This window comes from Phyllobacterium sp. 21LDTY02-6 (genome assembly GCF_023554255.2).
In the GTDB taxonomy this organism is placed as follows: domain Bacteria; phylum Pseudomonadota; class Alphaproteobacteria; order Rhizobiales; family Rhizobiaceae; genus Phyllobacterium.
Window position 1 is genome coordinate 407,568 of the sequence record NZ_JAMJWD020000003.1, and the last position, 22,712, is coordinate 430,279.

At 60.2% G+C, this 22,712-nt stretch carries 28 protein-coding genes; 20 read left to right on the forward strand and 8 right to left on the reverse strand.

Going from position 1 to position 22,712, the window contains the following annotated elements; translation table 11 throughout:
• The first annotated feature begins 19 nt into the window (after positions 1-19).
• The 5 genes from M8997_RS13330 to M8997_RS13350 are packed head-to-tail and all read left to right on the forward strand — an operon-like array spanning position 20 to position 4,097.
• On the forward strand, positions 20-1,480 hold the full coding sequence (locus M8997_RS13330) for a form I ribulose bisphosphate carboxylase large subunit (RefSeq protein WP_250018925.1): 1,461 nt from the start codon (positions 20-22) through the stop codon (positions 1,478-1,480).
• A gap of 10 nt (positions 1,481-1,490) precedes the next feature.
• Positions 1,491-1,910: a ribulose bisphosphate carboxylase small subunit gene (locus M8997_RS13335; RefSeq protein WP_250018924.1), complete on the forward strand. Its 420-nt coding sequence runs from the start codon at positions 1,491-1,493 to the stop codon at positions 1,908-1,910.
• The gene (gene cbbX, locus M8997_RS13340) at positions 1,903-2,844 is read left to right on the forward strand and encodes a CbbX protein (protein WP_250018923.1); all 942 of its coding nucleotides are present in this window, start codon (positions 1,903-1,905) and stop codon (positions 2,842-2,844) included. The genes M8997_RS13335 and cbbX overlap by 8 nt, the downstream gene beginning before the upstream one ends.
• On the forward strand, positions 2,841-3,530 hold the full coding sequence (rpe, locus tag M8997_RS13345) for a ribulose-phosphate 3-epimerase (RefSeq protein ID WP_250018922.1): 690 nt from the start codon (positions 2,841-2,843) through the stop codon (positions 3,528-3,530). Before cbbX ends, rpe begins: the two co-directional genes overlap by 4 nt.
• Positions 3,531-3,539: 9 nt before the next feature.
• On the forward strand, positions 3,540-4,097 hold the full coding sequence (locus M8997_RS13350) for a thioredoxin family protein (protein WP_250018921.1): 558 nt from the start codon (positions 3,540-3,542) through the stop codon (positions 4,095-4,097).
• Between the two features lie 58 nt (positions 4,098-4,155).
• On the opposite strand, the gene M8997_RS13355 is transcribed toward M8997_RS13350, so the two are convergent.
• Positions 4,156-4,545 carry a cytochrome c family protein gene (locus tag M8997_RS13355; RefSeq protein ID WP_250018920.1) on the reverse strand — a complete coding sequence of 130 codons (390 nt, stop codon included), beginning with the start codon at positions 4,543-4,545 and terminating at the stop codon, positions 4,156-4,158.
• Positions 4,546-4,855: 310 nt separating this feature from the next.
• Between M8997_RS13355 and M8997_RS13360 the strand changes: the two genes are divergently transcribed.
• The 6 genes from M8997_RS13360 to M8997_RS13385 all read left to right on the forward strand — a co-directional run bounded on the left by M8997_RS13360 (position 4,856) and on the right by M8997_RS13385 (position 9,488).
• Positions 4,856-5,065, forward strand: a complete 210-nt coding sequence (locus M8997_RS13360) for a hypothetical protein (protein WP_250018919.1) — start codon at positions 4,856-4,858, stop codon at positions 5,063-5,065.
• Positions 5,066-5,073: 8 nt separating this feature from the next.
• Entirely contained in the window at positions 5,074-6,090 is a 1,017-nt protein-coding gene (locus M8997_RS13365) for an ABC transporter substrate-binding protein (protein ID WP_250018918.1), read from the forward strand.
• 71 nt (positions 6,091-6,161) lie between these two features.
• Complete coding sequence (locus M8997_RS13370; protein ID WP_250018986.1) at positions 6,162-6,896, forward strand: ABC transporter permease; 735 nt, start codon at positions 6,162-6,164, stop codon at positions 6,894-6,896.
• Positions 6,856-7,614 (forward strand): ABC transporter ATP-binding protein, encoded by a 759-nt coding sequence (locus tag M8997_RS13375; RefSeq protein ID WP_250018917.1) that lies wholly within the window; start codon positions 6,856-6,858, stop codon positions 7,612-7,614. The genes M8997_RS13370 and M8997_RS13375 overlap by 41 nt, the downstream gene beginning before the upstream one ends.
• Complete coding sequence (locus tag M8997_RS13380; RefSeq protein WP_250018916.1) at positions 7,611-8,561, forward strand: quinoprotein relay system zinc metallohydrolase 2; 951 nt, start codon at positions 7,611-7,613, stop codon at positions 8,559-8,561. The genes M8997_RS13375 and M8997_RS13380 overlap by 4 nt, the downstream gene beginning before the upstream one ends.
• A 78-nt stretch (positions 8,562-8,639) precedes the next feature.
• A complete protein-coding gene (locus M8997_RS13385) occupies positions 8,640-9,488 on the forward strand; it encodes a quinoprotein dehydrogenase-associated SoxYZ-like carrier (protein ID WP_250018915.1) in 849 nt (282 codons plus the stop codon).
• Between the two features lie 102 nt (positions 9,489-9,590).
• On the opposite strand, the gene M8997_RS13390 is transcribed toward M8997_RS13385, so the two are convergent.
• Positions 9,591-9,944: a hypothetical protein gene (locus tag M8997_RS13390; protein ID WP_250018914.1), complete on the reverse strand. Its 354-nt coding sequence runs from the start codon at positions 9,942-9,944 to the stop codon at positions 9,591-9,593.
• A gap of 469 nt (positions 9,945-10,413) precedes the next feature.
• Between M8997_RS13390 and xoxF5 the strand changes: the two genes are divergently transcribed.
• The 9 genes from xoxF5 (at position 10,414) to pqqE (ending at position 17,668) form a co-directional block, all read left to right on the forward strand.
• A complete protein-coding gene (xoxF5, locus tag M8997_RS13395) occupies positions 10,414-12,216 on the forward strand; it encodes a lanthanide-dependent methanol dehydrogenase XoxF5 (protein ID WP_250018985.1) in 1,803 nt (600 codons plus the stop codon).
• Between the two features lie 183 nt (positions 12,217-12,399).
• Positions 12,400-12,879 (forward strand): c-type cytochrome, methanol metabolism-related, encoded by a 480-nt coding sequence (locus tag M8997_RS13400; protein WP_250018984.1) that lies wholly within the window; start codon positions 12,400-12,402, stop codon positions 12,877-12,879.
• A 1-nt stretch (position 12,880) separates the two neighbouring features.
• Positions 12,881-13,747 carry a substrate-binding domain-containing protein gene (locus M8997_RS13405; protein ID WP_250018913.1) on the forward strand — a complete coding sequence of 289 codons (867 nt, stop codon included), beginning with the start codon at positions 12,881-12,883 and terminating at the stop codon, positions 13,745-13,747.
• On the forward strand, positions 13,725-14,309 hold the full coding sequence (locus M8997_RS13410) for a PQQ-dependent catabolism-associated CXXCW motif protein (protein WP_371929573.1): 585 nt from the start codon (positions 13,725-13,727) through the stop codon (positions 14,307-14,309). Before M8997_RS13405 ends, M8997_RS13410 begins: the two co-directional genes overlap by 23 nt.
• Positions 14,310-14,379: 70 nt before the next feature.
• Complete coding sequence (locus M8997_RS13415; protein ID WP_250018912.1) at positions 14,380-14,475, forward strand: pyrroloquinoline quinone precursor peptide PqqA; 96 nt, start codon at positions 14,380-14,382, stop codon at positions 14,473-14,475.
• A 97-nt stretch (positions 14,476-14,572) separates the two neighbouring features.
• Positions 14,573-15,514 carry a pyrroloquinoline quinone biosynthesis protein PqqB gene (gene pqqB / locus M8997_RS13420; protein ID WP_371929574.1) on the forward strand — a complete coding sequence of 314 codons (942 nt, stop codon included), beginning with the start codon at positions 14,573-14,575 and terminating at the stop codon, positions 15,512-15,514.
• Entirely contained in the window at positions 15,511-16,266 is a 756-nt protein-coding gene (gene pqqC / locus M8997_RS13425; RefSeq protein WP_250018911.1) for a pyrroloquinoline-quinone synthase PqqC, read from the forward strand. Before pqqB ends, pqqC begins: the two co-directional genes overlap by 4 nt.
• Positions 16,263-16,562, forward strand: coding sequence for a pyrroloquinoline quinone biosynthesis peptide chaperone PqqD (pqqD, locus tag M8997_RS13430; protein WP_250018910.1), 300 nt, complete (start codon positions 16,263-16,265; stop codon positions 16,560-16,562). The genes pqqC and pqqD overlap by 4 nt, the downstream gene beginning before the upstream one ends.
• Complete coding sequence (gene pqqE / locus M8997_RS13435) at positions 16,559-17,668, forward strand: pyrroloquinoline quinone biosynthesis protein PqqE (RefSeq protein ID WP_250018909.1); 1,110 nt, start codon at positions 16,559-16,561, stop codon at positions 17,666-17,668. Before pqqD ends, pqqE begins: the two co-directional genes overlap by 4 nt.
• Positions 17,669-17,673: 5 nt before the next feature.
• Here the strand turns inward: pqqE and M8997_RS13440 are convergent, their stop codons facing one another.
• From M8997_RS13440 to M8997_RS13465, 6 genes are read right to left on the reverse strand one after another with little or no spacing between them, the layout of a single operon-like run.
• On the reverse strand, positions 17,674-18,300 hold the full coding sequence (locus M8997_RS13440) for a hypothetical protein (RefSeq protein WP_250018908.1): 627 nt from the start codon (positions 18,298-18,300) through the stop codon (positions 17,674-17,676).
• Positions 18,297-19,154 (reverse strand): ABC transporter permease, encoded by an 858-nt coding sequence (locus tag M8997_RS13445; protein WP_250018907.1) that lies wholly within the window; start codon positions 19,152-19,154, stop codon positions 18,297-18,299. The genes M8997_RS13440 and M8997_RS13445 overlap by 4 nt, the downstream gene beginning before the upstream one ends.
• The gene (locus M8997_RS13450) at positions 19,151-19,957 is read right to left on the reverse strand and encodes an ATP-binding cassette domain-containing protein (protein ID WP_250018906.1); all 807 of its coding nucleotides are present in this window, start codon (positions 19,955-19,957) and stop codon (positions 19,151-19,153) included. Before M8997_RS13450 ends, M8997_RS13445 begins: the two co-directional genes overlap by 4 nt.
• A 30-nt stretch (positions 19,958-19,987) precedes the next feature.
• On the reverse strand, positions 19,988-20,485 hold the full coding sequence (locus tag M8997_RS13455) for a hypothetical protein (protein ID WP_250018905.1): 498 nt from the start codon (positions 20,483-20,485) through the stop codon (positions 19,988-19,990).
• A gap of 30 nt (positions 20,486-20,515) precedes the next feature.
• Complete coding sequence (locus M8997_RS13460; protein ID WP_250018904.1) at positions 20,516-21,490, reverse strand: YVTN family beta-propeller repeat protein; 975 nt, start codon at positions 21,488-21,490, stop codon at positions 20,516-20,518.
• 24 nt (positions 21,491-21,514) lie between these two features.
• Complete coding sequence (locus M8997_RS13465) at positions 21,515-22,696, reverse strand: ABC transporter substrate-binding protein (RefSeq protein WP_252597203.1); 1,182 nt, start codon at positions 22,694-22,696, stop codon at positions 21,515-21,517.
• Positions 22,697-22,712 lie beyond the last annotated feature (16 nt).

Here is a 22,712-nt window from a genome sequence, read left to right on the forward strand (position 1 = left end):
CAGCGAGAAAGGACGTACAATGTCAAACAAATCAGAAACAGTGACGGGGAAGGAACGCTACAGATCCGGTGTCATGGAATACAAGAAGATGGGCTATTGGGAGCCCGACTACGAGCCGAAGGACACCGATATCATCGCCCTGTTCCGCATCACGCCGCAGGACGGCGTGGACCCGATCGAAGCGGCGGCGGCAGTTGCGGGCGAATCCTCTACCGCGACCTGGACCGTCGTCTGGACCGACAGGTTGACCGCGACGGAGAAGTACCGCGCCAAGGCCTACAGGGTCGATCCGGTTCCCAATGGCGAAGGGCAATACTTCGCCTATATCGCCTATGACCTCGACCTGTTCGAGCCGGGCTCGATCTCCAACCTGACGGCGTCGATCATCGGCAATGTGTTCGGCTTCAAGCCCCTGAAGGCGCTGCGGCTGGAGGACATGCGCCTGCCGGTGGCCTATGTCAAAACGTTCCAGGGCCCGCCGACCGGCATCGTCGTCGAACGCGAACGGCTCGACAAGTTCGGCCGGCCATTGCTCGGCGCAACCGTGAAGCCGAAGCTCGGCCTGTCCGGGCGCAATTATGGCCGCGTGGTCTATGAGGCGCTCAAGGGTGGCCTCGACTTCACCAAGGACGACGAGAACATCAACTCCCAGCCCTTCATGCACTGGCGCGAGCGCTTCCTCTATTGCATGGAGGCCGTGAACAAGGCGCAGGCGGCAACGGGCGAGGTGAAGGGCAGCTACCTGAACGTCACCGCCGCCACGATGGAAGACATGTATGAACGCGCCGATTTCGCCAAGGAACTGGGCTCGAACATCGTCATGATCGATCTCGTCATCGGCTATACCGCCATCCAGTCCATGGCAAAATGGGCCAGGCGCAACGACATGATCCTGCATCTGCACCGGGCGGGTCATTCCACCTATACGAGGCAGAAGTCGCACGGCGTCTCGTTCCGCGTCATCGCCAAATGGATGCGCCTCGCCGGCGTGGACCACATCCATGCCGGGACTGTCGTCGGCAAGCTGGAGGGCGATCCCGCCACCACGCGCGGCTATTACGACATCTGCCGCGACGACTTCAATCCGATGCGGCTGGAGAACGGCGTGTTCTTCGACCAGCACTGGGGGTCGCTGAACAAGATGATGCCCGTGGCCTCGGGCGGCATTCATGCCGGCCAGATGCATCAATTGCTCGATCTTCTGGGCGAGGACGTCGTCCTGCAGTTCGGGGGCGGCACGATCGGCCATCCGATGGGCATTGCCGCCGGCGCGACGGCCAACCGGGTAGCGCTCGAATGTATGATCCTCGCCCGCAACGAGGGCCGGGACATCGTGCGCGAGGGGCCGGAAATATTGCGGACGGCAGCACGCAACTGCCAGCCGCTGCAGCAGGCGCTCGAAGTCTGGAAGGACGTCACCTTCAACTACACCTCAACCGACTCGCCGGATTTCGTTCCGACCGCGACAGCAGCCGAATAGGAGAAATGACATGCGCATCACCCAGGGAACATTCTCATTTCTGCCGGACCTGACGGATGAGCAGATTGCGCGGCAGGCGCAGTATTGCATCGACAATGGCTGGGCGGTCAGCCTCGAATTCACCGACGACCCGCATCCCCGCAACACCTATTGGGAGATGTGGGGCCATCCGATGTTCGACAATCCGGATGCGGCCGCCTTGCTCATGGAGCTGAAGGAATGCCGCAAGGTCTATGGCCATTGCTATATCCGCCTGGTGGCCTTCGACAACAGCCATGGCTGGGAGTCGGTGAAACTGTCCTTCATCGTCAACCGCCCGGCGGAGGAGCCTGGCTTCCAGCTTTCCCGCCAGGAGGCGCCGGGCCGCGTGATCCGCTATACGACGCGCGCTTATGCAGCCGACAAGCCGGCGGGGCAGCGCTATGGCTGACATCGGCGCCGACACCATCGCCACAGTGGCGGAAGATGTGCCGAAGACCGTTGACCTGCGTGCGGAATATGTCGATTCCGGCGTCGCGGAGGTCCTGGAGGAGCTCGATCGCGAATTGATCGGGCTCCGTCCGGTCAAGCAGCGCATCAAGGAGACCGCCGCCCTGCTGCTGGTTGAACGGGCGCGGCGGCGGATGGGCCTCGCCCACGAGACGCCGACGCTGCATATGAGCTTCAGCGGCAATCCCGGCACCGGCAAGACCACGGTGGCGCTGCGGATGGCCGATCTGCTGCATCGGCTCGGCTATATCCGCAAGGGTCATCTCGTTTCGGTGACGCGCGACGATCTCGTCGGCCAGTATATCGGGCATACGGCGCCGAAAACGAAGGAAATCCTCAAAAAGGCGATGGGCGGCGTGCTGTTCATCGACGAGGCCTATTACCTGCACCGGCAGGAGAATGAACGCGACTACGGCCAGGAGGCGATCGAGATTCTCCTGCAGGTCATGGAGAACCAGCGCGAGGACCTCGTCGTCATCCTTGCGGGCTATAGCGACCGGATGGACAAGTTTTTCGCCAGCAATCCGGGATTCCGCTCGCGGATTGCGCATCACATCGATTTCCCCGACTATAGTCCGGAGGAATTGCTTCAGATCGCCGAAATCATGTTGTCGAAGCAGAATTATCATTTCGACGACGAAGGCCGCAGGATCATGGCCGACTATATCGAACAGCGGCGGCGGCAACCGCATTTCGCCAATGCCCGCTCCATCCGCAATGCGCTCGACCGTGCGCGGCTGCGCCAGGCCAACCGGCTGTTCGAGAATTCCAGCGGCGCGATCGATGCGGATACGCTGTCGCGCATCACCGTCGACGACATCAAGGGCAGCCGCGTGTTTGCCCAGCCACGGGTGGAGGAGGAGCAATCGTCATGACCAGGGATACGCTCATAGCACCGTCGGTTCTTTCAGCCGACTTCTCGAGGCTCGGCCAGGAGGTCGAGGACGTCATCGCCGCCGGCGCGGACTGGGTGCATCTGGATGTGATGGACGGACATTTCGTGCCGAACATCACATTCGGGCCGCAGATCGTCAAATCGGTCCGAAACCGCACCGACGCGGTGTTCGATTGCCATCTGATGATCGCCCCGGCGGATAATTACCTCGCCGCATTCGCCGATGCAGGCTGCGACATCATCACCGTCCATGCGGAGGCGGGTCCGCATCTCGACCGCTCCCTGCAGACCATCCGGCAACTCGGCAAGAAGGCCGGCGTTTCGCTCAATCCCTCGACGCCGGAATCCGTCATCGAATATGTGCTCGACCGGCTCGATCTCGTGCTGCTGATGACCGTCAATCCCGGCTTCGGCGGGCAGGCGTTCATTCCGTCGGTCGTCGAGAAGATCCGGCGGGTGAAAAGCCTGATCGGCGCCCGTCCGATCGATATCGAGGTCGATGGCGGGATCACCGCCGAGACCGCGCCGCTCGTCGCGGAAGCTGGCGCGAATGTGCTCGTCGCAGGGTCGGCGATCTTCAAGGGTAGCGGCAAGGCCGCCTATGCGGCTAATATCGGCGCGATACGGCAGGCTGCCGAGAGCGCCCGGCAGGCGCGCGCAGCATAGGGAGGCGACATGGCCGCGATACCACCAGTTTGTGATTTCGGCTGGAAGGCCAGGGACGCGGTTCTGACGGGAACGGACGCAAAAGCCCATTCGATCCTGCAGCAGGCCGGGCCGAAGGGCCTGGTCGTCGCCTTCATCTGCAATCACTGCCCCTATGTCAAAGCGATCATCCAGCGCATTGTGCGCGACGCCGAGGAACTCGCGCCCATCGGGATCGGCTTCGTTGCCATCAACTCCAACGATGCCGAGGCCTATCCGGATGATTCCTATGAGAACATGCGGCGCTTTGCCGAGGACAACCGCTTGCCGTTTCCCTATCTCCACGATGCGGACCAGACCGTCGCCCGCGCCTATGGAGCCGTCTGCACGCCGGATTTCTTCTGCTTCAATAGCCGGGGAGAACTGCAATATCGCGGCCGGCTCGATGCCTCGCGCAAGGAGAAGGACCAGCCGGGGCTGCGCCGCGACCTGTTCGAGGCGATGTTGCAGATAGCCGAGACCGGAGAGGGGCCGCGAGAGCAGGTCGCTTCCGTCGGCTGCTCGATAAAATGGCGTGAAAATCCGTAATATCGCCAGGCTATCGGCACGCGGCTTCGTGCCGCCGGTTCAACCGGCGGCCGAAATGCTAGTTCGAATATTGTTTGAGGTAGGCTTCGAGATTGGAGATTTCCGTCTCGTCCTTCATGCCCGGAAACGCCATCTTCGTGCCCTTCACCTTGGCCTTGGGATTGTGAAGATAGTCACGCAGCGACGCCGCGTCCCATACGAGACCGCCCGCACCGGCTGCCTTCATCGCAGGTGAATAATTGAAGCCGGGATGGGTGCCGGCGGTCCTGCCGAAAATCCCCTTCAGGGACGGCCCGACCTTGTTCTTGTCGGTATCGGCCACATGGCAGGCGGTACATTTCTTGAACACAGTTGCACCAGCCGTTGCATCGCCCGCGTCTTGCGCACGGGCTCCAACAACCGACAGGACTGCAACTGACAAACCAATCAGTATTACAGGGTATCGCATGGCATTTCCTCATATTCGCCAAGGGTGCCCTAGACGAAGACTGGTGCCAATTCTCCATGCATTGGCATCACCGGTGAAAACGTTACCTGCCCCAAACCATAAGTCAATTGCCCGTCCCGGAAAATAAAGTCGCACCATCACGTTTGCGTTTTCCCCGCCCCGATGATTGACGAAAAGCTGGCGTGCTCGTAGTTTGGGAATGCGTTTCTCATTGGGCACCGTGAGAGATCCGACCGACACTTCGTCCCCCGCCTTTCCGATGCCGGACATGGCGCGCAGGGATGGAACAGATAGGGATTGGAGGTGCCGAGTGAATGTCGTTGAGCTCATCCTGACCGTCTGTCTGATTTCCAATCCTTCCAGCTGCAGGGAAGAGCGCCTGCGCTTCGAAAACAGGTCGAATCTTCTCAACTGCATGTTCCTTGCGCCTGCCGAGATCGCAAAATGGGCGGATCAGCACCCGAAGCTGCGGGTGGCGCGCTGGAAATGCAAGTTCCCCTCCAACGAGATCACCCTATGAGCGCCCAAATGGTTGCCCAAATGGCGGCAGGTGCGGTTTCAGTCCCGTTGCGCCGCCGCATCGTCTTGCGGCTGCTGGCGCTGGTCCTGCTGATCGCCGCCATGGCAGCAGCACCGGCGGAGGCCGCCGAAAAACTGCGCATCGGGGTGCTCAAATTCGGCACGGTCAACTGGGAGCTCGATACGATCAAGCATCATGGCCTGGATGAAAAGCACGGCCTGGACATGGAGGTGCAGTTCTTCGCCAGCGAGGATGCGACCAATGTCGCCATGATGGCCGGAGCTGTCGATATCATCGTTTCGGACTGGCTCTGGGTTTCCCGCCAGCGTTCCTCGGGGGAGGATCTGACCTTCGTGCCCTATTCGAGCGCGGTGGGAGCGATGATGGTCCGCAACGAATCGCCCATCAAGCGTCTCGCCGATCTGAAAGGCAAGAAACTGGGCGTGGCAGGAGGGCCGCTCGACAAGAGCTGGCTGCTTATCCAGGGCTTTGCCAGGAGCATGTCGCTGGATCTGGTGGAGGAGAACGAAATCATCTACGGCACGCCGCCATTGCTGGCGGAGAAGGCACGGCAGAACGAACTCGACGCCGTGCTGAATTTCTGGAACTTCTGCGCGCGGCTGGAGGCATCGGGTTTCCGCCGGCTGATCAGCACCAGCGATGCCGCGCAGGCATTGGGCGCGACGGGCGCAGTCTCGGCCATCGGCTATATATTCCACGACAAATGGGCCGAGGCGCATCCGCAGGCCATTGCCGGTTTCGTCGCGGCGAGCCGGGATGCGAAAGCGTTGTTGAAGACCTCGGATGCGGAATGGGAACGCCTTGCCCCCATCGTCAAGGCCGAAGGCGACGAACTCGTCAAGCTGCGCGACCGCTACAGGGAAGGCATTCCGGCCCGAAACACGATCGAGGAACAGGCCGATGCCGTAAAGCTCTACGCGGTCCTCGCCAAGATCGGAGGCAAGAAGCTGGTGGGAGATGCGGTATCGCTGGCGCCGGGCACATTCTGGGAGCCGCGCGAATGATGGCGGAGGAGAAACCGCTGGGACGGCCGCTGGGACGGTCGATGGGAGAGCAAGCCGCGGCGCCGATCTGGATGGTGCTCCTGTCCTTCGCGGCGCTGCTTGTGGCATGGCAGCTCGGCGCCACGCTCTGGCCGACGCGCTCGTTTCCGCCGCCGCTGCTGGTGTGGCAGACGTTCCTCGGCGAGATGGCCAGCGGCGACCTGCCTTACCATCTGGCCATAACGCTTTGGCGGGTGGCGGCTTCGTTCCTCCTCGCCATGATCATCGGCGCTGCCATCGGCATTTTTCTCGGCATGCACCGGCGGGCCGACCAGTTCTTCAATCCCTGGCTCATCCTCTTCCTCAATATTCCCGCGCTGGTGATCATCGTGCTCGCCTATATCTGGTTCGGGCTCAACGAAGCCGCCGCGATCGGCGCGGTGGCGCTGAACAAGATCCCGAATGTCGCGGTGACCATGCGCGAAGGCGCCCGGGCGCTCGATCCGCGCTATGCCGAAATGGCCAGCGTCTATCGCTTCGGCGGCTTCGACCGGTTCCGGCACATTCTCATGCCGCAGCTGCAACCCTACATCGCCGCCGCGTCTCGGTCGGGCATTTCGCTCATCTGGAAGATCGTGCTCGTCGTCGAACTGATGGGCAGGTCCAATGGTGTCGGCTTCCAGATCAACCTCTTTTTCCAGCTCTTCGATGTTGCGGCAATTCTCGCCTATACATTGGCATTCGTCGCTGTGATGCTTTCAATCGAATTGATGGTGGTGCAACCCCTTGAACGCACATCAACACGCTGGCGCCGCCGCGCGGCTTGAAGTCCATGTCGAGCAGAAATCCTTCTCCTCCGCCACGGGTGAAAGGATCGACGTCCTGCGCGACCTGCATTTCGATGTTCCGGAGAACAGGTTCGCCTGCATCTTTGGCCCGTCGGGCTGTGGCAAGACCACGATACTTCGCATTCTCATGGGGCTTGACGGTGACTATGGCGGTTCGGTGCGGCTGCCGAACTGGCCTGATCCACGCGTCGGCGCCGTGTTCCAGGAGCCGACGCTGCTGCCGTGGCGGTCCGTCGAGCAGAATATAAGGCTGGCGCTGCCCGGGCATCGGAAGGATGCCAATCTCGACCTGTTGCTCGAAATCCTCGGCCTTGACCACCTGCGCTCGTTTTATCCGGGTGAGCTCTCGCTCGGTCTGGCGCGCCGCGTGGCGATTGCAAGGGCGCTCGCCATCGAGCCTGACGTGCTCTTGCTGGATGAGCCCTTCGTCTCGCTGGACCAGGCGCTGGCGCAGCAATTGCGGAACCTGCTGCTGTCGGTCTGGTCGGAACGGCCGACGACGGCATTGATGGTCACCCATGATCTCGACGAGGCCATCATGCTGTCGGACCGCATCATCGTGCTGTCGCCCCGCCCGGCGAAGGTCGTCGGCGTGTTCGATATCACGGTGCCGCGGCGCGAGCGCGACGAGAAGGCGAGAGACGATCTGCGGCGGTCGTTCCGCAAACAATTCCTCGCACCGGAGCCCGGATCATGATTCGGGCGAACCGGAGAGACTTCCTCAAGGTCGCCGCGTTCTGCAGCCTGTGCGGGACCGGAGCGGCATATGCGAAGACAGGCGCGGCGGGCGCATTGCCGGTCAAGCAGATTGCGGATGGCGTCTTCGCCTTCGCGGGAGTGCCGGCGATGATGAATGGCGGCAATCGCGGCGAGATCTGCAATCTCGGCTTCGTCATCGGCGAGGACGCCGTCGCGGTGATCGACAGCGGTGGCAGCGTCGCCGAGGGCAGGGCGCTCATCGATGCCATCAGAGCCCGGACCGACAGGCCCATACGCTATCTGATAAATACCCACATGCATCCGGATCATATCTTCGGCAATGGCGCTTTCGACGCGGAAAAAGTGACGATCGTCGGCCACCGGAATTTGCGCCGGGCCCTCGAAAGCCGCGGTGATTATTATCTGGAGAGCTATCGGAGCAGCATGGGCGCCGAGCTGATGCAGGATATCCGCATCGTGCTGCCGACAAGACTCGTGGCCGCCGTCGAAGAACTGGATGTAGGTAAGCGTAAACTTACTCTTCAATCCTGGAAGCCGGCCCATACGGACAATGACCTGACCGTATTCGACCAGAAGACCAAGGTGCTTTTCACCGGCGACCTGTGCTTTGCCGAGCACTTGCCGACGCTTGACGGTTCCCTGCTTGGATGGGTCGGGCAGCTGGATATGTTGCGGGCCATCGAGGCGAGCATGGCGGTGCCGGGCCATGGGCCCGTTCCGTCGCCCTGGCCGGACGCGCTCGAGCGGCAAAAGCGCTATTTCGACGTGCTGATCGGCGATGTCCGCAAGGCGATCCGCGAAGGAGTGCCGATGATGGAGGCAGTGAAAACAGCAGGCGAGAGCGAGCGCGGCAATTGGCAGCTCTTCGACGACTATAATCAGCGCAATGCGACGGCCGCCTATGCGGAGCTTGAATGGCAATGATGCCATTGCCGCCGCCCGGATAAGTGCTACAATGACGGGCAGAGCCGGGCACCGCCAGTCCTATTGGTGGAGGCATGAATGTTCGAGAAAATGATCCTGCAGCGCCGCGATATCATCATTGCGGCCTTGGCTGTCGCTGGTGTCCTCGTTTCCCAACCATCAGTCGCCGAAGACACGTCCAGTCCGGGCGATGCCACCTGGAATTCGCTGAAAGGCGATGTTTTCGGGCAGCGACCTATCGGAAATGACGGCGGAATTATCAGTATCGAAGCGCCGAAGCGCGCCGAGGACGCCGCGATCGTGCCGGTGGACCTGCGCTTCAACACAGCCAAGGACCAGCGAATCAAGGCTGTCACGCTGATCGTCGACGAGAATCCCGCGCCGGTCGCGGCGGTGTTCAAGTTCGGGCCCGATGCCGGCGTGACCCATCTGGCGACGCGGCTGCGCGTCAACGCCTATTCCTATGTCCGCGCCATCGCCGAGACCGAGGATGGCAAGCTTCACATGACCCAGGCTTTCGTGAAGGCGTCCGGAGGCTGTTCGGCGCCGGCCACCAAGAATGCCGACGAGGCCATGGCCAATCTCGGCAAGATGAAATTGCGGGTATTCTCGTCGAAGACGCTGTCGTCCACATCGATGACGCGCGTCACCGACATGCAGCTGATGATAAGGCACCCGAACAATTCCGGGCTGCAGATGGATCAGGTGACACGGTATTATATCCCGGCCCATTTCATCCAGGGGCTCACCGTGTCTCAGGGAGACCGGCTGATCATGTCGATGGAAGGCGGGATTTCTATCTCCGAAGACCCGAATTTTCGCTTCGAGTTCGATGCGAAGCCGGGCGAGGATATCAAGGTCGAGGCGGCGGATACCGAAGGCAAGAAGTTCGAGAACGAATGGCCCGTAGCAACGTCGAGCCTCTGAGCGGAAGGCGCGAATCAATGGCCCGAAAGGCTAGTGATCCGAATCTGAAGTTCACGACAGCATTGCAGCAGTGTCAGATGAACTTCCGATTCGAAAGGCTCACTAGAAGCAGCGTATGTCCGCTTCGGCCTGGGCGCGCTTGAGCTCGGTGATCGAGGCCTTCGCCGGAGCGCTCTCCCGGAAGAGGACGCCATTCTCGCCCGGGACCAGGCCCATGGATTTGTAGGTTTCGGCAGCCAGATAATGATCGTAGGTGATGACGGACGAAATCACGTCGATCGAACAGGAGCACCGCTGAAGCATATCGCGGTTTTCGCCGTTGGCCTTCATGCAGCCATAGACATATTCCGCCAGTGTCGAAGTCGGATAATCAGTGGCCGCACTGGCCGGAGCAACCGTGTGAATTGCTGCTACTGCGAACACAAGCGGCGCGACAAGACGAGAAAGATGGGACATCGGCGTCCTCCGGGCAGGAGACATAAATTTCCCAGATAAATAGCAAACCCAAATAATACATGGCAAGAATTTTCGGCCACTCAAGTATCAATTAATGTTGTCGAGGCAGGCTGCGAAATGTTTACTCGGCCAGCAGCAATATGCTGCAATGCAGCAAATACATTTCGCAATGCGAAAAATATAAAGTAAGAAACACGCTTGCCTAATCTAAATCTTTCTCCTATCGTCATCTTGTTTCCGGCTTCAAGGACGTTACCGTCAAGGGAGTGGTGACAGTCTTCGTAGGCCAAGCGGGGTGGGCAGTAACGGTGCCCTCTGCGCGCCTGGCTTAGGTCGTGACACGCTGCCGGAAATACTTCCCCATTTGCGTGAGCTAATGGAGCGGACCGCTGCTTTAAAACCAGCTCCGTCCGATGGTTCATTGATGTGAACATAGGGAGGATTCAAAATGCGTGTACACAAGAATTTCATGCGAGCGCTGGCAGTCTGTACCATGTCGGTCTCATTGGCGGGAGGTGCACTGGCCAATGACGATCTGCAGGCTCTGATCTCGAATTCGAAGGACTGGGCAATCCAGACCGGCGACTATGCGAATACCCGTTACTCAAAGCTCAATAAGATCAACAAGGATAACGTCAAGAATCTTCAGGTCGCCTGGACGTTCTCTACAGGCGTGCTGCGTGGCCATGAAGGCGGCCCGCTCATCATCGGCGACATCATGTATGTTCATGCGCCCTACCCGAACACGGTCTATGCGCTTGACCTGAACAATGACGGCAAGATTCTATGGAAGTACGAGCCGAAACAGGATCCGAACGTCATTCCGATCATGTGCTGCGATACGGTCAATCGCGGCGTCGCCTATGGCGATGGCAAGATCTTCCTCTACCAGGCCGATACGACGCTTGTCGCTCTCGATGCGAAAACAGGCAAGCCCGTATGGTCGGTGAAAAACGGCGAAGCAGCCGACGGCAGCAAGGGTGAATCGGGAACTTCCGCCCCGATGGTCGTCAAGGACAAGGTCATCGTCGGTATCTCCGGCGGCGAATTCGGCGTCCGCGGCGCTTTGACCGCCTACAACATCAAGGACGGCAAGCAGGCCTGGCGCGCATGGTCCATGGGTTCGGACGAGGAGACTCTGATCGATCCTGAAAAGACCACGGAACTCGGCAAGCCGGTCGGCAAGGACTCCAGCACCAAGACCTGGGAAGGCGACCAGTGGAAGATCGGCGGCGGAACAACCTGGGGTTGGTACTCCTACGATGCGAAGCTCAACCTGATCTATTATGGCACGGGTAACCCGTCCACATGGAACCCGAGCCAGCGTCCCGGTGACAACAAATGGTCGATGACCATCATGGCGCGCGATGCCGATACCGGTCAGGCGAAATGGCTCTATCAGATGACGCCCCACGACGAGTGGGATTATGACGGCGTCAACGAGATGATCCTGGCCGATATTCCCATCGACGGGAAAGATCGGGCTGTCCTCGTTCACTTCGACCGGAATGGCTTCGCCTATACGCTCGATCGTGAAACCGGCGAGCTGCTTGTTGCCAAGAAGTATGACCCTGCTGTCAACTGGGCGACCGAGGTCGTCATGGACAAGAGCAGCAAGGATTATGGCCGGCCTACCGTCGTCGACAAGTACTCGACCGCGAAACAGGGCGAAGACGTCAATACGACAGGCATCTGCCCTGCTGCTCTCGGCACCAAGGACCAGCAGCCTGCCACCTTCTCGCCAAAGACCAAGCTCTTCTACGTACCGACCAACCATGTCTGCATGGATTACGAGCCTTATCGCGTGAGCTATACGGCAGGACAGCCCTATATCGGCGCGACGCTTTCCATGTACCCGGCACCGAACAGCCATGGCGGCATGGGTAATTTCATCGCATGGGATGCGGCGAAAGGCGAAATCGTCTGGTCCAAGCCGGAGCAGTTCTCGGTCTGGTCCGGGGCATTGGCGACGGATGGCGATGTCGTGTTCTACGGCACGCTTGAAGGCTACCTCAAGGCGGTCGATAAGGACGGCAAGGAACTCTACAAGTTCAAGACTCCTTCCGGCATCATCGGCAACGTGACGACCTATGAGCACAAGGGCAAGCAATATGTTGCCGTTCTTTCCGGCGTTGGCGGATGGGCGGGAATTGGTCTTGCCGCCGGCCTGACAAAGGGCACGGACGGTCTCGGTGCCGTCGGTGGCTATGCCGGACTTTCCGACTATACGGCCTTGGGCGGTCAATTGACCGTATTCACGGTTCCCGATTGATCGGGAACTGAAGGCGCGAGAACAAGGCGCCCGGCTTTGATGCCGGGCCCCTTTGTGTCACCGGGAAAATGTCGATCAAACCAACCGCTGGACTGGCATCGCTCAACGTTGCTTGACGGTGGAATGCGAGGATACGGAATGCCGATCAGAACAAGACTACTTGCCGTAGCCGCGGCCATTGCCATGCTTGCTACGCAAGGCAGTGTCCTGGCCGATGACAAGGAAGCCGCTGCTGCGGTGTCCGAGGACAATGGCAAGCATGCGGACAAGGAAGGAAACCCGACATTCAAGATTGACGGCGACGGGTCGGTCGACTGGTATACCTATAGCGGTTACCGGCGTTTCAACTCCGAATGCAATGTCTGCCATGGTGCCGATGGGGCGGGATCGTCGTTCGCGCCGGCATTGGCGGAATCCTTGAAGAACATGCCCTATGCGGATTTCATGTCGATCGTCGCGGGGGGACGCAAGAACCTCAGCAGCGGCAATGAAAAGGTGATGCCGGCCTTCGGCGACAACAAGAACGTCTACTGCTACATGGACGATCTTTACGTCTATCTGCGCGCGCGCGCCGTCGGCGATCTGCCGCGGGGCCGCCCGGCAAAGCATGCCGACAAGCCGGAAGCCGCCAAAGAGGCGGAAAAATCATGTATGGGTGGCTAGAATGACGCGTCGGCACAGTCTCGCCAGGACATTGTTCTCCGCTCTTTTCGCGGCCGCGATGGCCGCTGCCGCAGCCACCGCGGCGTCGGCCCAGGGAGCGGGCCTCGGATCAGCCGGCGAACTGGTCGATCCCAATGTGCTGCGCGTCTGCGCCGATCCGTCGAACATGCCCTTCTCCGATCAGTCCGGCGGCGGGTTCGAGAACAGACTGGCGGATCTCGTTGCCGCCAAGACGGGAAGAAAGTCGGTCAGCTACACCTGGTATCCGATGGCAACCGGCTTCGTGCGCAATACGCTGCGCTCGAACCGCTGCGATATCATCATGGGCTATGCGCAGGGCGACGAGCTGGTGCAGAACACCAATGCCTATTACCGCTCGACCTATGTGATGATCTTCAAGAAGGGCGCGGGTCTCGACGATGTGGCCACCATTGAAGACAGGAAACTGGCGGACAAGAGGATCGGTGTCGTTGCCGGAACCCCGCCCGCGGCCAATCTCGCCAAGGTGGGCTATATGCGCAATGTCCAGCCATACCCGCTGATGGTCGATACGCGGCTGGCGCCCTCGATGGCCGAGGCCATGATCAAGGATCTTCTGAAGGGCGAGATAGACGTTGCCATCCTCTGGGGGCCGATGGCGGGCTATTACGCACACAAGATGGACCCTGAGCTGGCAGTGGTGTCGCTGGCGAAGGAAAAGAGCGGCCACATGATCTACCGGATCACCATGGGCGTCCGCCCTTCGGACCAGGAGTGGAAACGCACGTTGAACAAGGTCATCAGGGAGAACCAGCAGGAGATCAATCGCATCCTGCTCGACTTCCATGTGCCGCTTATCGATGAAAATGACAAGCCGATCACACAATAGGCGCGGGAGGGAATGCGCGAGGCATCATGTTGTTGCGGCACTATTCCTGGTCGCATTCAATGGCGGTCCGGCACTGGCGGGCAGCGACAAAGCGGCCGAGCCTGACGGATACAGGATGGAGGCGTACCGGGCACCGGTTCCGGCTACGCTGAAGGGGGCAAAGGTCGTCTCGACCGAAGAGACGATCGATTTGTGGAAGAAGGGCGAAACGTTGTTCGTGGACGTCCTGCCGCATGATCCGAAACCGGCCAAGCTGCCGGTGGGTACCGTGTGGAAGGAGAAGGTGCGCAGCGATATTCCGGGGAGCATCTGGCTCGCCAATGTCGGCTACGGGGTTCTGAACAAGGAGATGGAAACCTATTTCCGCAATGGACTTGAAGCGCATCTCGGACGGAACAAGGATCGAAAAGTTCTGTTCTATTGCATGAAGGACTGCTGGATGTCGTGGAATGCGGCCAAGCGGGCAGTCGAATGGGGTTACACCGCCGTGTTCTGGTATCCGCTGGGTACAGATGGCTGGATCGCAGCCGGGCAGGACACCAGGGTGAACAAACCCTTGTGATTTTGATCTTGCGCCACGAGGCGTATGATGGCGGATCACCTCGGTGATTCATTGGTAGAAGGAGGCTCGCATGAAGAAGACTTGGACAAAGCCGACCATGTGTCAGGTTGCAGCTGGTATGGAACTCACCCGTTACATGCCCGCTGAACTGAAGGCAAAGAAATAGACTCCGGCTCTCGCCCTGCGTGGTATCCCGCGCAGGGCGTTTCGCCTCGACCTGCGATCTAGTGCATAGCAGACGCTCGCCGTCTGGAGATGAGCTCATGCTGCGTTTGAAAATCATTGGTTCCGCTGCTGGCGGCGGGTTTCCCCAATGGAATTGCAACTACAGGCTCAGCCGCGGCGCTTGGAATGGCGATCCTGCATTTCGCCCCCGTACCCAGTCCAGTCTCGCGGCCAGTGCGAACGGCACCGACTGGGTTCTCTTCAACGCTTCACCCGATATCAGGCAGCAGATTGCCGCAACGCCGGAAATACAACCTCGTCCCGATGGCCCGCTTCGGTCGACGCCCATACGCGCCGTTGTTCTGACCAATGCGGATGTCGATCACATCGCCGGCCTGTTGAGCCTGCGGGAGCGGGAGCCTTTCGCGCTATATGCGACCCGCCGCGTCCTCGACGTGCTGCGCTCCAATTCCGTCTTCAACGTCCTCGACACATCGGTCGTGCAGCGGCGCGAACTCGAGATCGGCGCCGTCACCGAGCTGCTCGACGCGTCCGGGACGCCGACCGGCCTTGTCGTCGAAACCTTCAACGTTCCGGGCAAGGTGGCGCTGTTCCTTGAGGACGCGGCAAAGGCGGATACGGGTTTCGGCACGGAAAAGGGCGATACGGTCGGGGTGCGGCTCTCGCTCGATGAGGGCGACAGGGCGGCATTCTACATTCCCGGTTGCGCCCGTGTGGACGACGAGCTCAAGGCGCGATTGCAGCGGGCGGATTGCCTGCTTTTCGACGGAACGCTCTATACGGACGACGAGATGATCGAGGCCGGCATAGGCTCCAAGACAGGAGCGCGCATGGGCCATGTGCACATGAGCGGCCCGGACGGGTCCATCGCCGCGCTGTCGGACCTTGCGATAGCCAACAGGATCTTCGTCCATATCAACAACACCAATCCGGTTCTCGACGACGCTTCGGCCGAGCATGCGCAGGTCGTCGAGGCGGGATGGAAAATTGCATTCGATGGCATGGAGGTTTGGCTTTGAGTGAGTTCGGCGATGCCGCGCGTGGAGGATTGTCACCCTCTCAACTGGAAGAGGTGCTGAGAAGCGTCGGCGCCGCGCGCTATCATAATCGTCATCCGTTCCACCATCAGATGATGAGCGGTGCGCTGACGAAGGGGCAGATGCAGGCCTGGGCGCTGAATCGCTATTCCTATCAGTCGGTCATCCCGCGCAAGGATGCGGCGATCATCATGCGCTCCGAAGATCCGGAGTTCCGGGCGGAGTGGCGCAAGCGCATCGAGGATCATGATGGCAATGATGGCTGGAATGGCGGCATCGCGCGCTGGCTGAAGCTTGCTACCGGGCTTGGGCTCGACATCGATGTCGTGAAAAGCGAGCGGCTCGTTCTTCCGGCCACGCGATTTGCTGTCGGTGCCTATCTAAACTTTTGCGTCAATCGCACCTTCCTCGAGGCTGTCGCCTCCTCGCTTACCGAATTGTTCTCGCCGGTCATCATAGGCGAACGCGTTCCGGCGATGCTGGCGAAATATGACTATGTCACCAGGGATATCCTCGCCTATTTCGACAAGCGGCCGGAGCAGGCGTCGCGGGATTCCGATTTTGCGCTCGCCTATGTGATGAAACACGCGAACAATGCCGAGAAGCAGCAGAGCGTCATCGATGCCCTCGTCTTCAAGTGCGATGTGTTGTGGGCCATGCTGGATGCGCTGCAGCAGGCCTATGGCGAGAATGGCCATGTCCCGCCGGGCGCTTTCGTGCCGGAGGTGAGATGACCGGCACTGCCCGCGCCCGAGCCATTGTCACGTCCCGGTCGAGGCCGAGATTGCGGCCGCATGTACGGCTTCAATATGATAATATACGCGCAGCCTGGGCCTTGCTCTCTCCCGAGAAGGTTTTTTGGCCAAATGAGGTAAGTCTCGATATATTGCGGCTCTGCGACGGGCATCGGGACGTCGGCGAGATGATTGCCGTGCTGGCAGAGCAATATGCAGCGGAAGCAGACGAGATTGCCCCTGACGTGACCGGTTTCCTGCAGGAATGGTCCGACAAGTTTTTGGTGTCGCTATGACAAGTACCGTATTGCCGCCGATCGGAATGCTGGCAGAGCTGACGCATCGCTGCCCGTTGCAGTGCGCCTACTGCTCCAATCCGGTGGAACTTCTGAAAGCCAATATGGAGCTGGATACCGCCGGCTGGACCGCATTGTTCAGCGAGGCGGCCGAGCTTGGCGTCCTGCAGGTGCACCTCTCCGGCGGCGAGCCGACATTGCGCACGGATCTTGCGGAACTCGTGGCCTGTCTTGCCGACCGCGGCGTCTATACCAACCTGATCACGGCAGGTGTCGGCATTGCCGAAGGCCGCATCGAGGAACTGGCGGAGGCCGGTCTCGATCATATCCAGCTCAGTTTCCAGGGCGCCGTCGCGGCGACGACCGAGAAGATCGGCAATTCACGGGGCGCACATGAAAAGAAGCTCGATACGGCGCGCCGCGTTCGTGCCGCCGGCCTGCCGCTGACGATCAATGCGCCGATCCATCGGCACAATATGGAGGAAGTGGGCCAGTTCATCGAGCTGGCGCTTTCCCTCGATGCCGAACGCCTGGAAATCGCCAATGTCCAATATGCGGGCTGGGCGCTGCTGAACCGGCGGGCGCTCATGCCGGACCGGGAGGCGGTCGAACGGCAGGTCGAAATCGTCGAGAATGCGAAGGAGCGGCTGCGGGGCATCATGGCGATCGACTTCGTGACGCCCGACTATTTCGCGGTCTATCCGAAGCCGTGCATGGGTGGCTGGGCAAGGGACGCCTTCATGGTGGCGCCGGACGGGACGGTTCTGCCCTGCCACGCCGCCGCCACGATAAAGACCCTTCGGTTCGAGCGGTTCGGCGATTGGAGCCTGAGCCGGATCTGGCAGGATTCGCCGGCGTTCAACGCCTTCAGGGGAACGGACTGGATGTCGGATACGTGCCGCAGCTGCGACCGGCGCGAGATAGACTGGGGCGGGTGCCGCTGCCAGGCGATGGCGATCGCCGGCGATGCCGCCGCAACCGATCCTGCCTGCATAAAGTCGCCGCTCCATGCCCGCATGGCCGCGCTCATCGACGATGCGACGCAAGCCGGGGCGCCGGAGGAATTCACCTATCGCCGCATCGGCAAGGTCACGCTGCCTGCCTGATCGGTCTAGTCTTTGTGCAGCGATTGCTCGATGGTCTTCGCCAGGCCGTAGAGCCGCTGCTCGATGATCGTCGGTACCTCGCAGACATAGGTCAGCGACTGAACCCGCTCCTCGAAGATGCGGGTCTCCCAGGTCAGCCGCTCATTGGCGCGGTCGAGATCGTCGGGATCAACGTCCGATTTGGCGCGCATGGCGTCGATCTTCGAGGATTCGGTGCGCAGATCATCGGCGAGCTCGCGCTGCTTGTCGGCATAGCGCGCAATGCCGGAGATGATCTGCCTGCGCTGCCCGTCGAGCGTATCGAAAACACCTCGAAACAGATGCAGAAGTTTCGCATTTGCCTGATCTTTTGGCAGGGATTTGGCAAATTCGACGATTTTTCGTTGCGCGTCTTCCAGCGGATTGCGCCGCGCCGCCAGTTCATCCACCAGTGCCCGGAGCTGCGGATCGTCGTCCCAATCATCGGCGGATTCCGGAAGTTCCGGTCCGGTCCACACTTGCGCGACCGACAATTCCGGCACCTTGCGTTGCACGCAGGGCCAGGTCGGATCCGTCTGTATGGCGGAGGATGCGGTGCCGCACAGGGCAAGATAGGCGACAATACTCGCCGCGATGGCGCGAGTTCGGGTCAATTCGGTGCTCCTTCCTGTTTTCGGACCGTCAGGCCGCGCGACGGATCATAGGCGATGATCGCGCCAGCCATGAAAAGCAGGGTGAATCCGCAAACGACGGCCAGCGATACCCATTCGATCTGGCCGTAGAAGGCGAATCGCACGAGTTCGACGGCATAGGTGAACGGATTGAAAAGACAGATCTTGTAGAGAAGAGGGCTCGCCTCCTGCACGCGCCACAGGGGATAGAGAGCGGATGAGGCGAAATACATCGGAAAGATCACGAAGTTCATGACACCGGCGAAATTCTCCAACTGCTTGATCATCGACGAGAGCAGCATGCCGAGGCCGCCGAGCATCATGCCGCCGAGGAACAGCGCAGGCAGGATCAGCAGATAGCCGATGGCCGGCGCCTTGACGCCCCAGAACCAGGCGATCAAGAGAAAGGCGTAGACCTGGACGATCGAAACCACGACACCGGCGAGAAGCTTGGAAACAAGCAGGAACCAGCGCGGAAACGGGCTGACCAGGAGCGTGCGCATATTGCCCATCTCGCGGTCGTAGACCATCGAGAGCGAGGATTGCATGCCGCTGAACAGCAGGATCATCCCGCACAGTCCGGGTGTGATATATACCTCATAAAGCACATAGGTCTGGTATGGCGGTATGATCGACACGCCAAGGACCTGGCGGAAACCGGCGGCAAAGATGAAGAGCCACAGCAGCGGGCGCACGAGCGAGGAAACGAACCGCTCGCGCTGGTGCAGGTAACGGAGGCCCTCCCGGACGAGAATGCCCTTCAGGCATACGAGATACTGCATCAGGCCGAAGCCATGACGCTGATAGGTTTCGGCGGATATGGTCGCGTTCGTCATGGCCGGCTACCTGGGTTCAGAGGAACAACGCCCGTCAGCCGCGAGAACGCTTCATTGATCGTCGTCGCGCCGGCCTCGTTCACGATGTCCTGCACCGTTCCGTCCGCCACGAGCCTGCCCTGGCTGAGGACAAGGACCTGATCGGCCTGGCCAATCTCGTCGATCAGATGGGTGGCCCATAATACGCTGATGCCGGTGTCCTCGACGAGGCGCCTTATATCGGCAAGGATTGCAGCCCGCGATTTGATATCGAGGCCGACTGTCGCCTCGTCCAGCAGCAATAGCGATGGCCTGTGCAACAATGCGCGAATGATCTCGACCCGGCGGATCTGGCCGCCCGACAGGCTGCGCACCTTGTCGTTGATGCGATCGTGCAGGTCGATCGAATGCAGCAGTTCCTCGATGCGCTTCCTCGCATCGGCGGAACGGATGCCGTGCAGCGCGGCGTGATAGGAAAGGTTCTGGTTCACCGACAGATCGAGGTCGAGCGTCCTTGCCTGGAAGACGATGCCAAGGTGGCGCAGGGCTTCTCCAGCCCTGCGGTTGATATCGTTGCCGAAGACCTGGATGCTGCCGCTCGGCGTCGCGAACAAATGGCTGATGAGCGAGAACAATGTCGTCTTCCCGGCTCCATTCAGCCCGAGAAGCGCCGCGAAGCGTCCAGGACCTATGGAGAAGGAAATGTCCTGGAGCACGCGCCTTGCACCATAGGAATAGTTCACGTCGGCCAGCCGCAGCGCCGCCACCGGGCTGTCGTTCGCGATCTGGCCGACATTGTTCTTGAGCGTGGCTCTCTCGCCCATCTGCCTATGCTTTCCTGATGTCCATTGCCCTTACTTGATGGTGATCGTGCCCTTCATGCCCTTGTCGGCAAGGTCCGGCACCGACCAGGTATATTTTCCGGGACGCACCGCCGTGAACTGCACATTGATGGTGCCGGGCGAATCGAATTCCAGCCATGCCGGCGCGCCGTTCATATGCACCTCGAGATCGTTGATGACGATCTGGTTCATCCAGACATTGCGGAAAAGATCGGTCATGAACTTGTATTCGAGACCGGCGGCCGACGTGATCTTCCAACGGTAGCCTTGCCCGGCGACGAGCTCGAAATCCTTCTGGTTGACCGTGAACTCGTCGTCCTTCGAACCAAGGATCAGCTCGGGAACGGTCTTGCTTGCCCTGGTGATGGCCGGTGCATCTGCTTTCGCGGCGGCCTTGGTTTCGCCGGCCGCATTGTCATCGTCATCATCGTCGGCCTGCGCAAACGCGAACGCCGGCATGAGCGCCAGGCCAAGGAAACCTGCCAGTGCAATCGTCTTGATATTCGACATTTAATTCCTCCCTTTGAACATTGTTATGAGCTAGTTTGGCGCGACCGTCACGCCCCAAGGCAATTGGCCGACCGTTACCGACTTGATCGGCTCGTCGGTCTGCGTGTCGATGAAGGTAATATCGTTCGACAGGCCGTTGGTGCTGATGACCGACTTGCCGTCCGGGGTAAAGCCGAGCTGCCAGACGCGCTGGCCGACGAGAATATATTTCTCGACCTCGTAGGTTTCCGTATTCACCACGGCGACGCGGTTTGCCGGCCCCAGCGCGACATAGGCCTTCTTCCCGTCAGAGGTGATCGCGACGCCGACCGGCTGGATCTGTTCGGCGCGCAGGCCCTGTATCTCGAACGTGATCTTCTTGGTGATGGCGCGGGTCTTGTTGTCGATGACCGATACGGTGCCGCCGATCTCCGCGGATACCCATACTTCGGAACCATCCGGCTTGAATTCGGCAAAGCGCGGCCTCGAATCCACGAGCACATTGTCGGTGATCTCATGCGTCGAAGCATCGATGAAATGCGCCATATTGGTCGTTTCGGAGGTATTGACGATCGTCTTTCCGTCCGGGCTCACGCCCATGCCCTCCGGCTCGACGCCGACTGGAATCTCTGCAAGCACCGATTTCGACTCCAGATCGATCACGGTAACGAGATTGTCGTCTTCATTGGCGATATAGAGCCGCTTTCCGTCCGGCGAGAGCACGAAAAGCTCGGGATCGGGGCCGGATGGAAGCGATCCGACGACCTCGCCGCTTGCCGTATCGATCATCTCGACGGTGTCGTCGTCGCTCGCACAGACATAGACGGTCTTGCCGTCAGGAGAGATGGTGATGCCGCGTGGCCTCTGGCCGACGTCGATCGTCTTCACCACTTCCATCGTCTTGGAATCGACGACCGTAACCGAATTGCCTTTCTCATTCGAGACATAGACCATATTGGCCCATCCGGGCTGCACGAGGAACGGCAGCGCGGCGGTCGCAGCGAGCAGGCACATGTGTTGTCGCATTTTTCCCTCCCATTTATTTTCTGATCAGTTCAGCTGGCACTTGCTCTCCGGCCGGTCCACGCCGAGAGTATCGAGTTCGGACGTCTGGTGCAGGAAGCCTGCCTGCGGCGAGGTCGAGACGACGCTATGGCCGTCGCCGACCAGGATCGGCTGGCGCAATTGCCAGTTCCAGTTGCGGAAGCTCAGTTTCTGGCCCTTGAATGCGGCGATCGAGAACTGGTCGGACTTTATATAGGTCTCCATGTCCTTCGGCTCGGCGCTCTGCGACCTCGTCGCGGCCTCGCCGATGATGCGCACGGCAGTCCATGCCTGCATGTCCTTCGACAGCATCCGTCGCCCGGTCGTCTTGGCAAAGCGGTTCTGTATCTGGACGCCGCCCCATTGCTCGCTCGCAGGATGCCAGCTCGATGCGACAAGGCCCGAGGTTCCGGCGACGGGCCGGGGCGTCCATGTCCTGTAGGGCACATAGCTGCCGAAGACTTCGCTTTCGTCGGCGACGATGACGACTTCGTGCTCGGGGAGGTTCTGCGTGAAAACCGGCATCTGCTGTTGAACGAGAACGACGCCGCTATCGGTCCGCCTCGCCGTGCCGCGATCTTCATACTCTCGCTCTTCCACGATCGTCGCGCCGAAGCGGGCTGCGGCCCGGCGTATCGCCTCGGCATAGAGCTTGTCGCGCTCGTGCGAACCGTACAGGAGCACCCATTTGCGCCATTGCTTCCAAACGAGATATTGCGCGAGACCGTCGGCAAGCATGCTGCGGGTCGGCGCGGTGTGGAAGATATTGCTGCGGCACTCTTCCTCGCGCAGCGCGTCGTCAGTAGCGCCCACATTGAAGAGAAGCACGCCCGATTCCTTGGCAAGGTCAGCCACGGAGAGCAGTTGTTTGGCGGAAATATCGGTCAATATGAGGCGACTGCCCTTTGCGACCATCTCCTTGAACGCGGGCACCACATCTTCGTCGAACTTGGTTTCCCTGGTTTCCAGCAGGAACTGCTGCCCGAGGAACTTACCCGTCGTATTGTTGTCCTTGATGGCGACGTCCGCGCCCGCGACGCCCTCGTCGCGCGGTGGAATATCCAGCACCGAAAGCGCCAGTTGAGGCTCATATGCCCTCAGATAGCCGATACGGATTTCTTTGACCGGCTTTGCTGCGGCATTGTTGTTTGCCTCCTGCGCCAGGGGCTGAGACGCATTGACGAACAACAAAAAAAAGCCGAAT

Excerpts from the sequence above, each read along its gene's own strand:
- M8997_RS13400 (WP_250018984.1), top strand. The coding sequence starts at position 12,400 with ATGCTTGCTACGCAAGGCAGTGTCCTGGCCGATGACAAGGAAGCCGCT.
- M8997_RS13355 (WP_250018920.1), bottom strand. The coding sequence starts at position 4,545 with ATGCGATACCCTGTAATACTGATTGGTTTGTCAGTTGCAGTCCTGTCG.
- rpe (WP_250018922.1), top strand. The coding sequence starts at position 2,841 with ATGACCAGGGATACGCTCATAGCACCGTCGGTTCTTTCAGCCGACTTC.
- M8997_RS13410 (WP_371929573.1), top strand. The coding sequence starts at position 13,725 with ATGACAAGCCGATCACACAATAGGCGCGGGAGGGAATGCGCGAGGCAT.
- M8997_RS13460 (WP_250018904.1), bottom strand. The coding sequence starts at position 21,490 with ATGCGACAACACATGTGCCTGCTCGCTGCGACCGCCGCGCTGCCGTTC.
- M8997_RS13335 (WP_250018924.1), top strand. The coding sequence starts at position 1,491 with ATGCGCATCACCCAGGGAACATTCTCATTTCTGCCGGACCTGACGGAT.
- M8997_RS13450 (WP_250018906.1), bottom strand. The coding sequence starts at position 19,957 with ATGGGCGAGAGAGCCACGCTCAAGAACAATGTCGGCCAGATCGCGAAC.
- M8997_RS13415 (WP_250018912.1), top strand. The coding sequence starts at position 14,380 with ATGAAGAAGACTTGGACAAAGCCGACCATGTGTCAGGTTGCAGCTGGT.
- cbbX (WP_250018923.1), top strand. The coding sequence starts at position 1,903 with ATGGCTGACATCGGCGCCGACACCATCGCCACAGTGGCGGAAGATGTG.
- M8997_RS13380 (WP_250018916.1), top strand. The coding sequence starts at position 7,611 with ATGATTCGGGCGAACCGGAGAGACTTCCTCAAGGTCGCCGCGTTCTGC.
- M8997_RS13365 (WP_250018918.1), top strand. The coding sequence starts at position 5,074 with ATGGTTGCCCAAATGGCGGCAGGTGCGGTTTCAGTCCCGTTGCGCCGC.
- pqqE (WP_250018909.1), top strand. The coding sequence starts at position 16,559 with ATGACAAGTACCGTATTGCCGCCGATCGGAATGCTGGCAGAGCTGACG.
- M8997_RS13455 (WP_250018905.1), bottom strand. The coding sequence starts at position 20,485 with ATGTCGAATATCAAGACGATTGCACTGGCAGGTTTCCTTGGCCTGGCG.
- pqqD (WP_250018910.1), top strand. The coding sequence starts at position 16,263 with ATGACCGGCACTGCCCGCGCCCGAGCCATTGTCACGTCCCGGTCGAGG.
- xoxF5 (WP_250018985.1), top strand. The coding sequence starts at position 10,414 with ATGCGAGCGCTGGCAGTCTGTACCATGTCGGTCTCATTGGCGGGAGGT.
- M8997_RS13445 (WP_250018907.1), bottom strand. The coding sequence starts at position 19,154 with ATGACGAACGCGACCATATCCGCCGAAACCTATCAGCGTCATGGCTTC.
- M8997_RS13350 (WP_250018921.1), top strand. The coding sequence starts at position 3,540 with ATGGCCGCGATACCACCAGTTTGTGATTTCGGCTGGAAGGCCAGGGAC.
- M8997_RS13370 (WP_250018986.1), top strand. The coding sequence starts at position 6,162 with ATGGTGCTCCTGTCCTTCGCGGCGCTGCTTGTGGCATGGCAGCTCGGC.
- M8997_RS13405 (WP_250018913.1), top strand. The coding sequence starts at position 12,881 with ATGACGCGTCGGCACAGTCTCGCCAGGACATTGTTCTCCGCTCTTTTC.
- M8997_RS13385 (WP_250018915.1), top strand. The coding sequence starts at position 8,640 with ATGTTCGAGAAAATGATCCTGCAGCGCCGCGATATCATCATTGCGGCC.
- M8997_RS13390 (WP_250018914.1), bottom strand. The coding sequence starts at position 9,944 with ATGTCCCATCTTTCTCGTCTTGTCGCGCCGCTTGTGTTCGCAGTAGCA.
- pqqB (WP_371929574.1), top strand. The coding sequence starts at position 14,573 with ATGCTGCGTTTGAAAATCATTGGTTCCGCTGCTGGCGGCGGGTTTCCC.
- M8997_RS13330 (WP_250018925.1), top strand. The coding sequence starts at position 20 with ATGTCAAACAAATCAGAAACAGTGACGGGGAAGGAACGCTACAGATCC.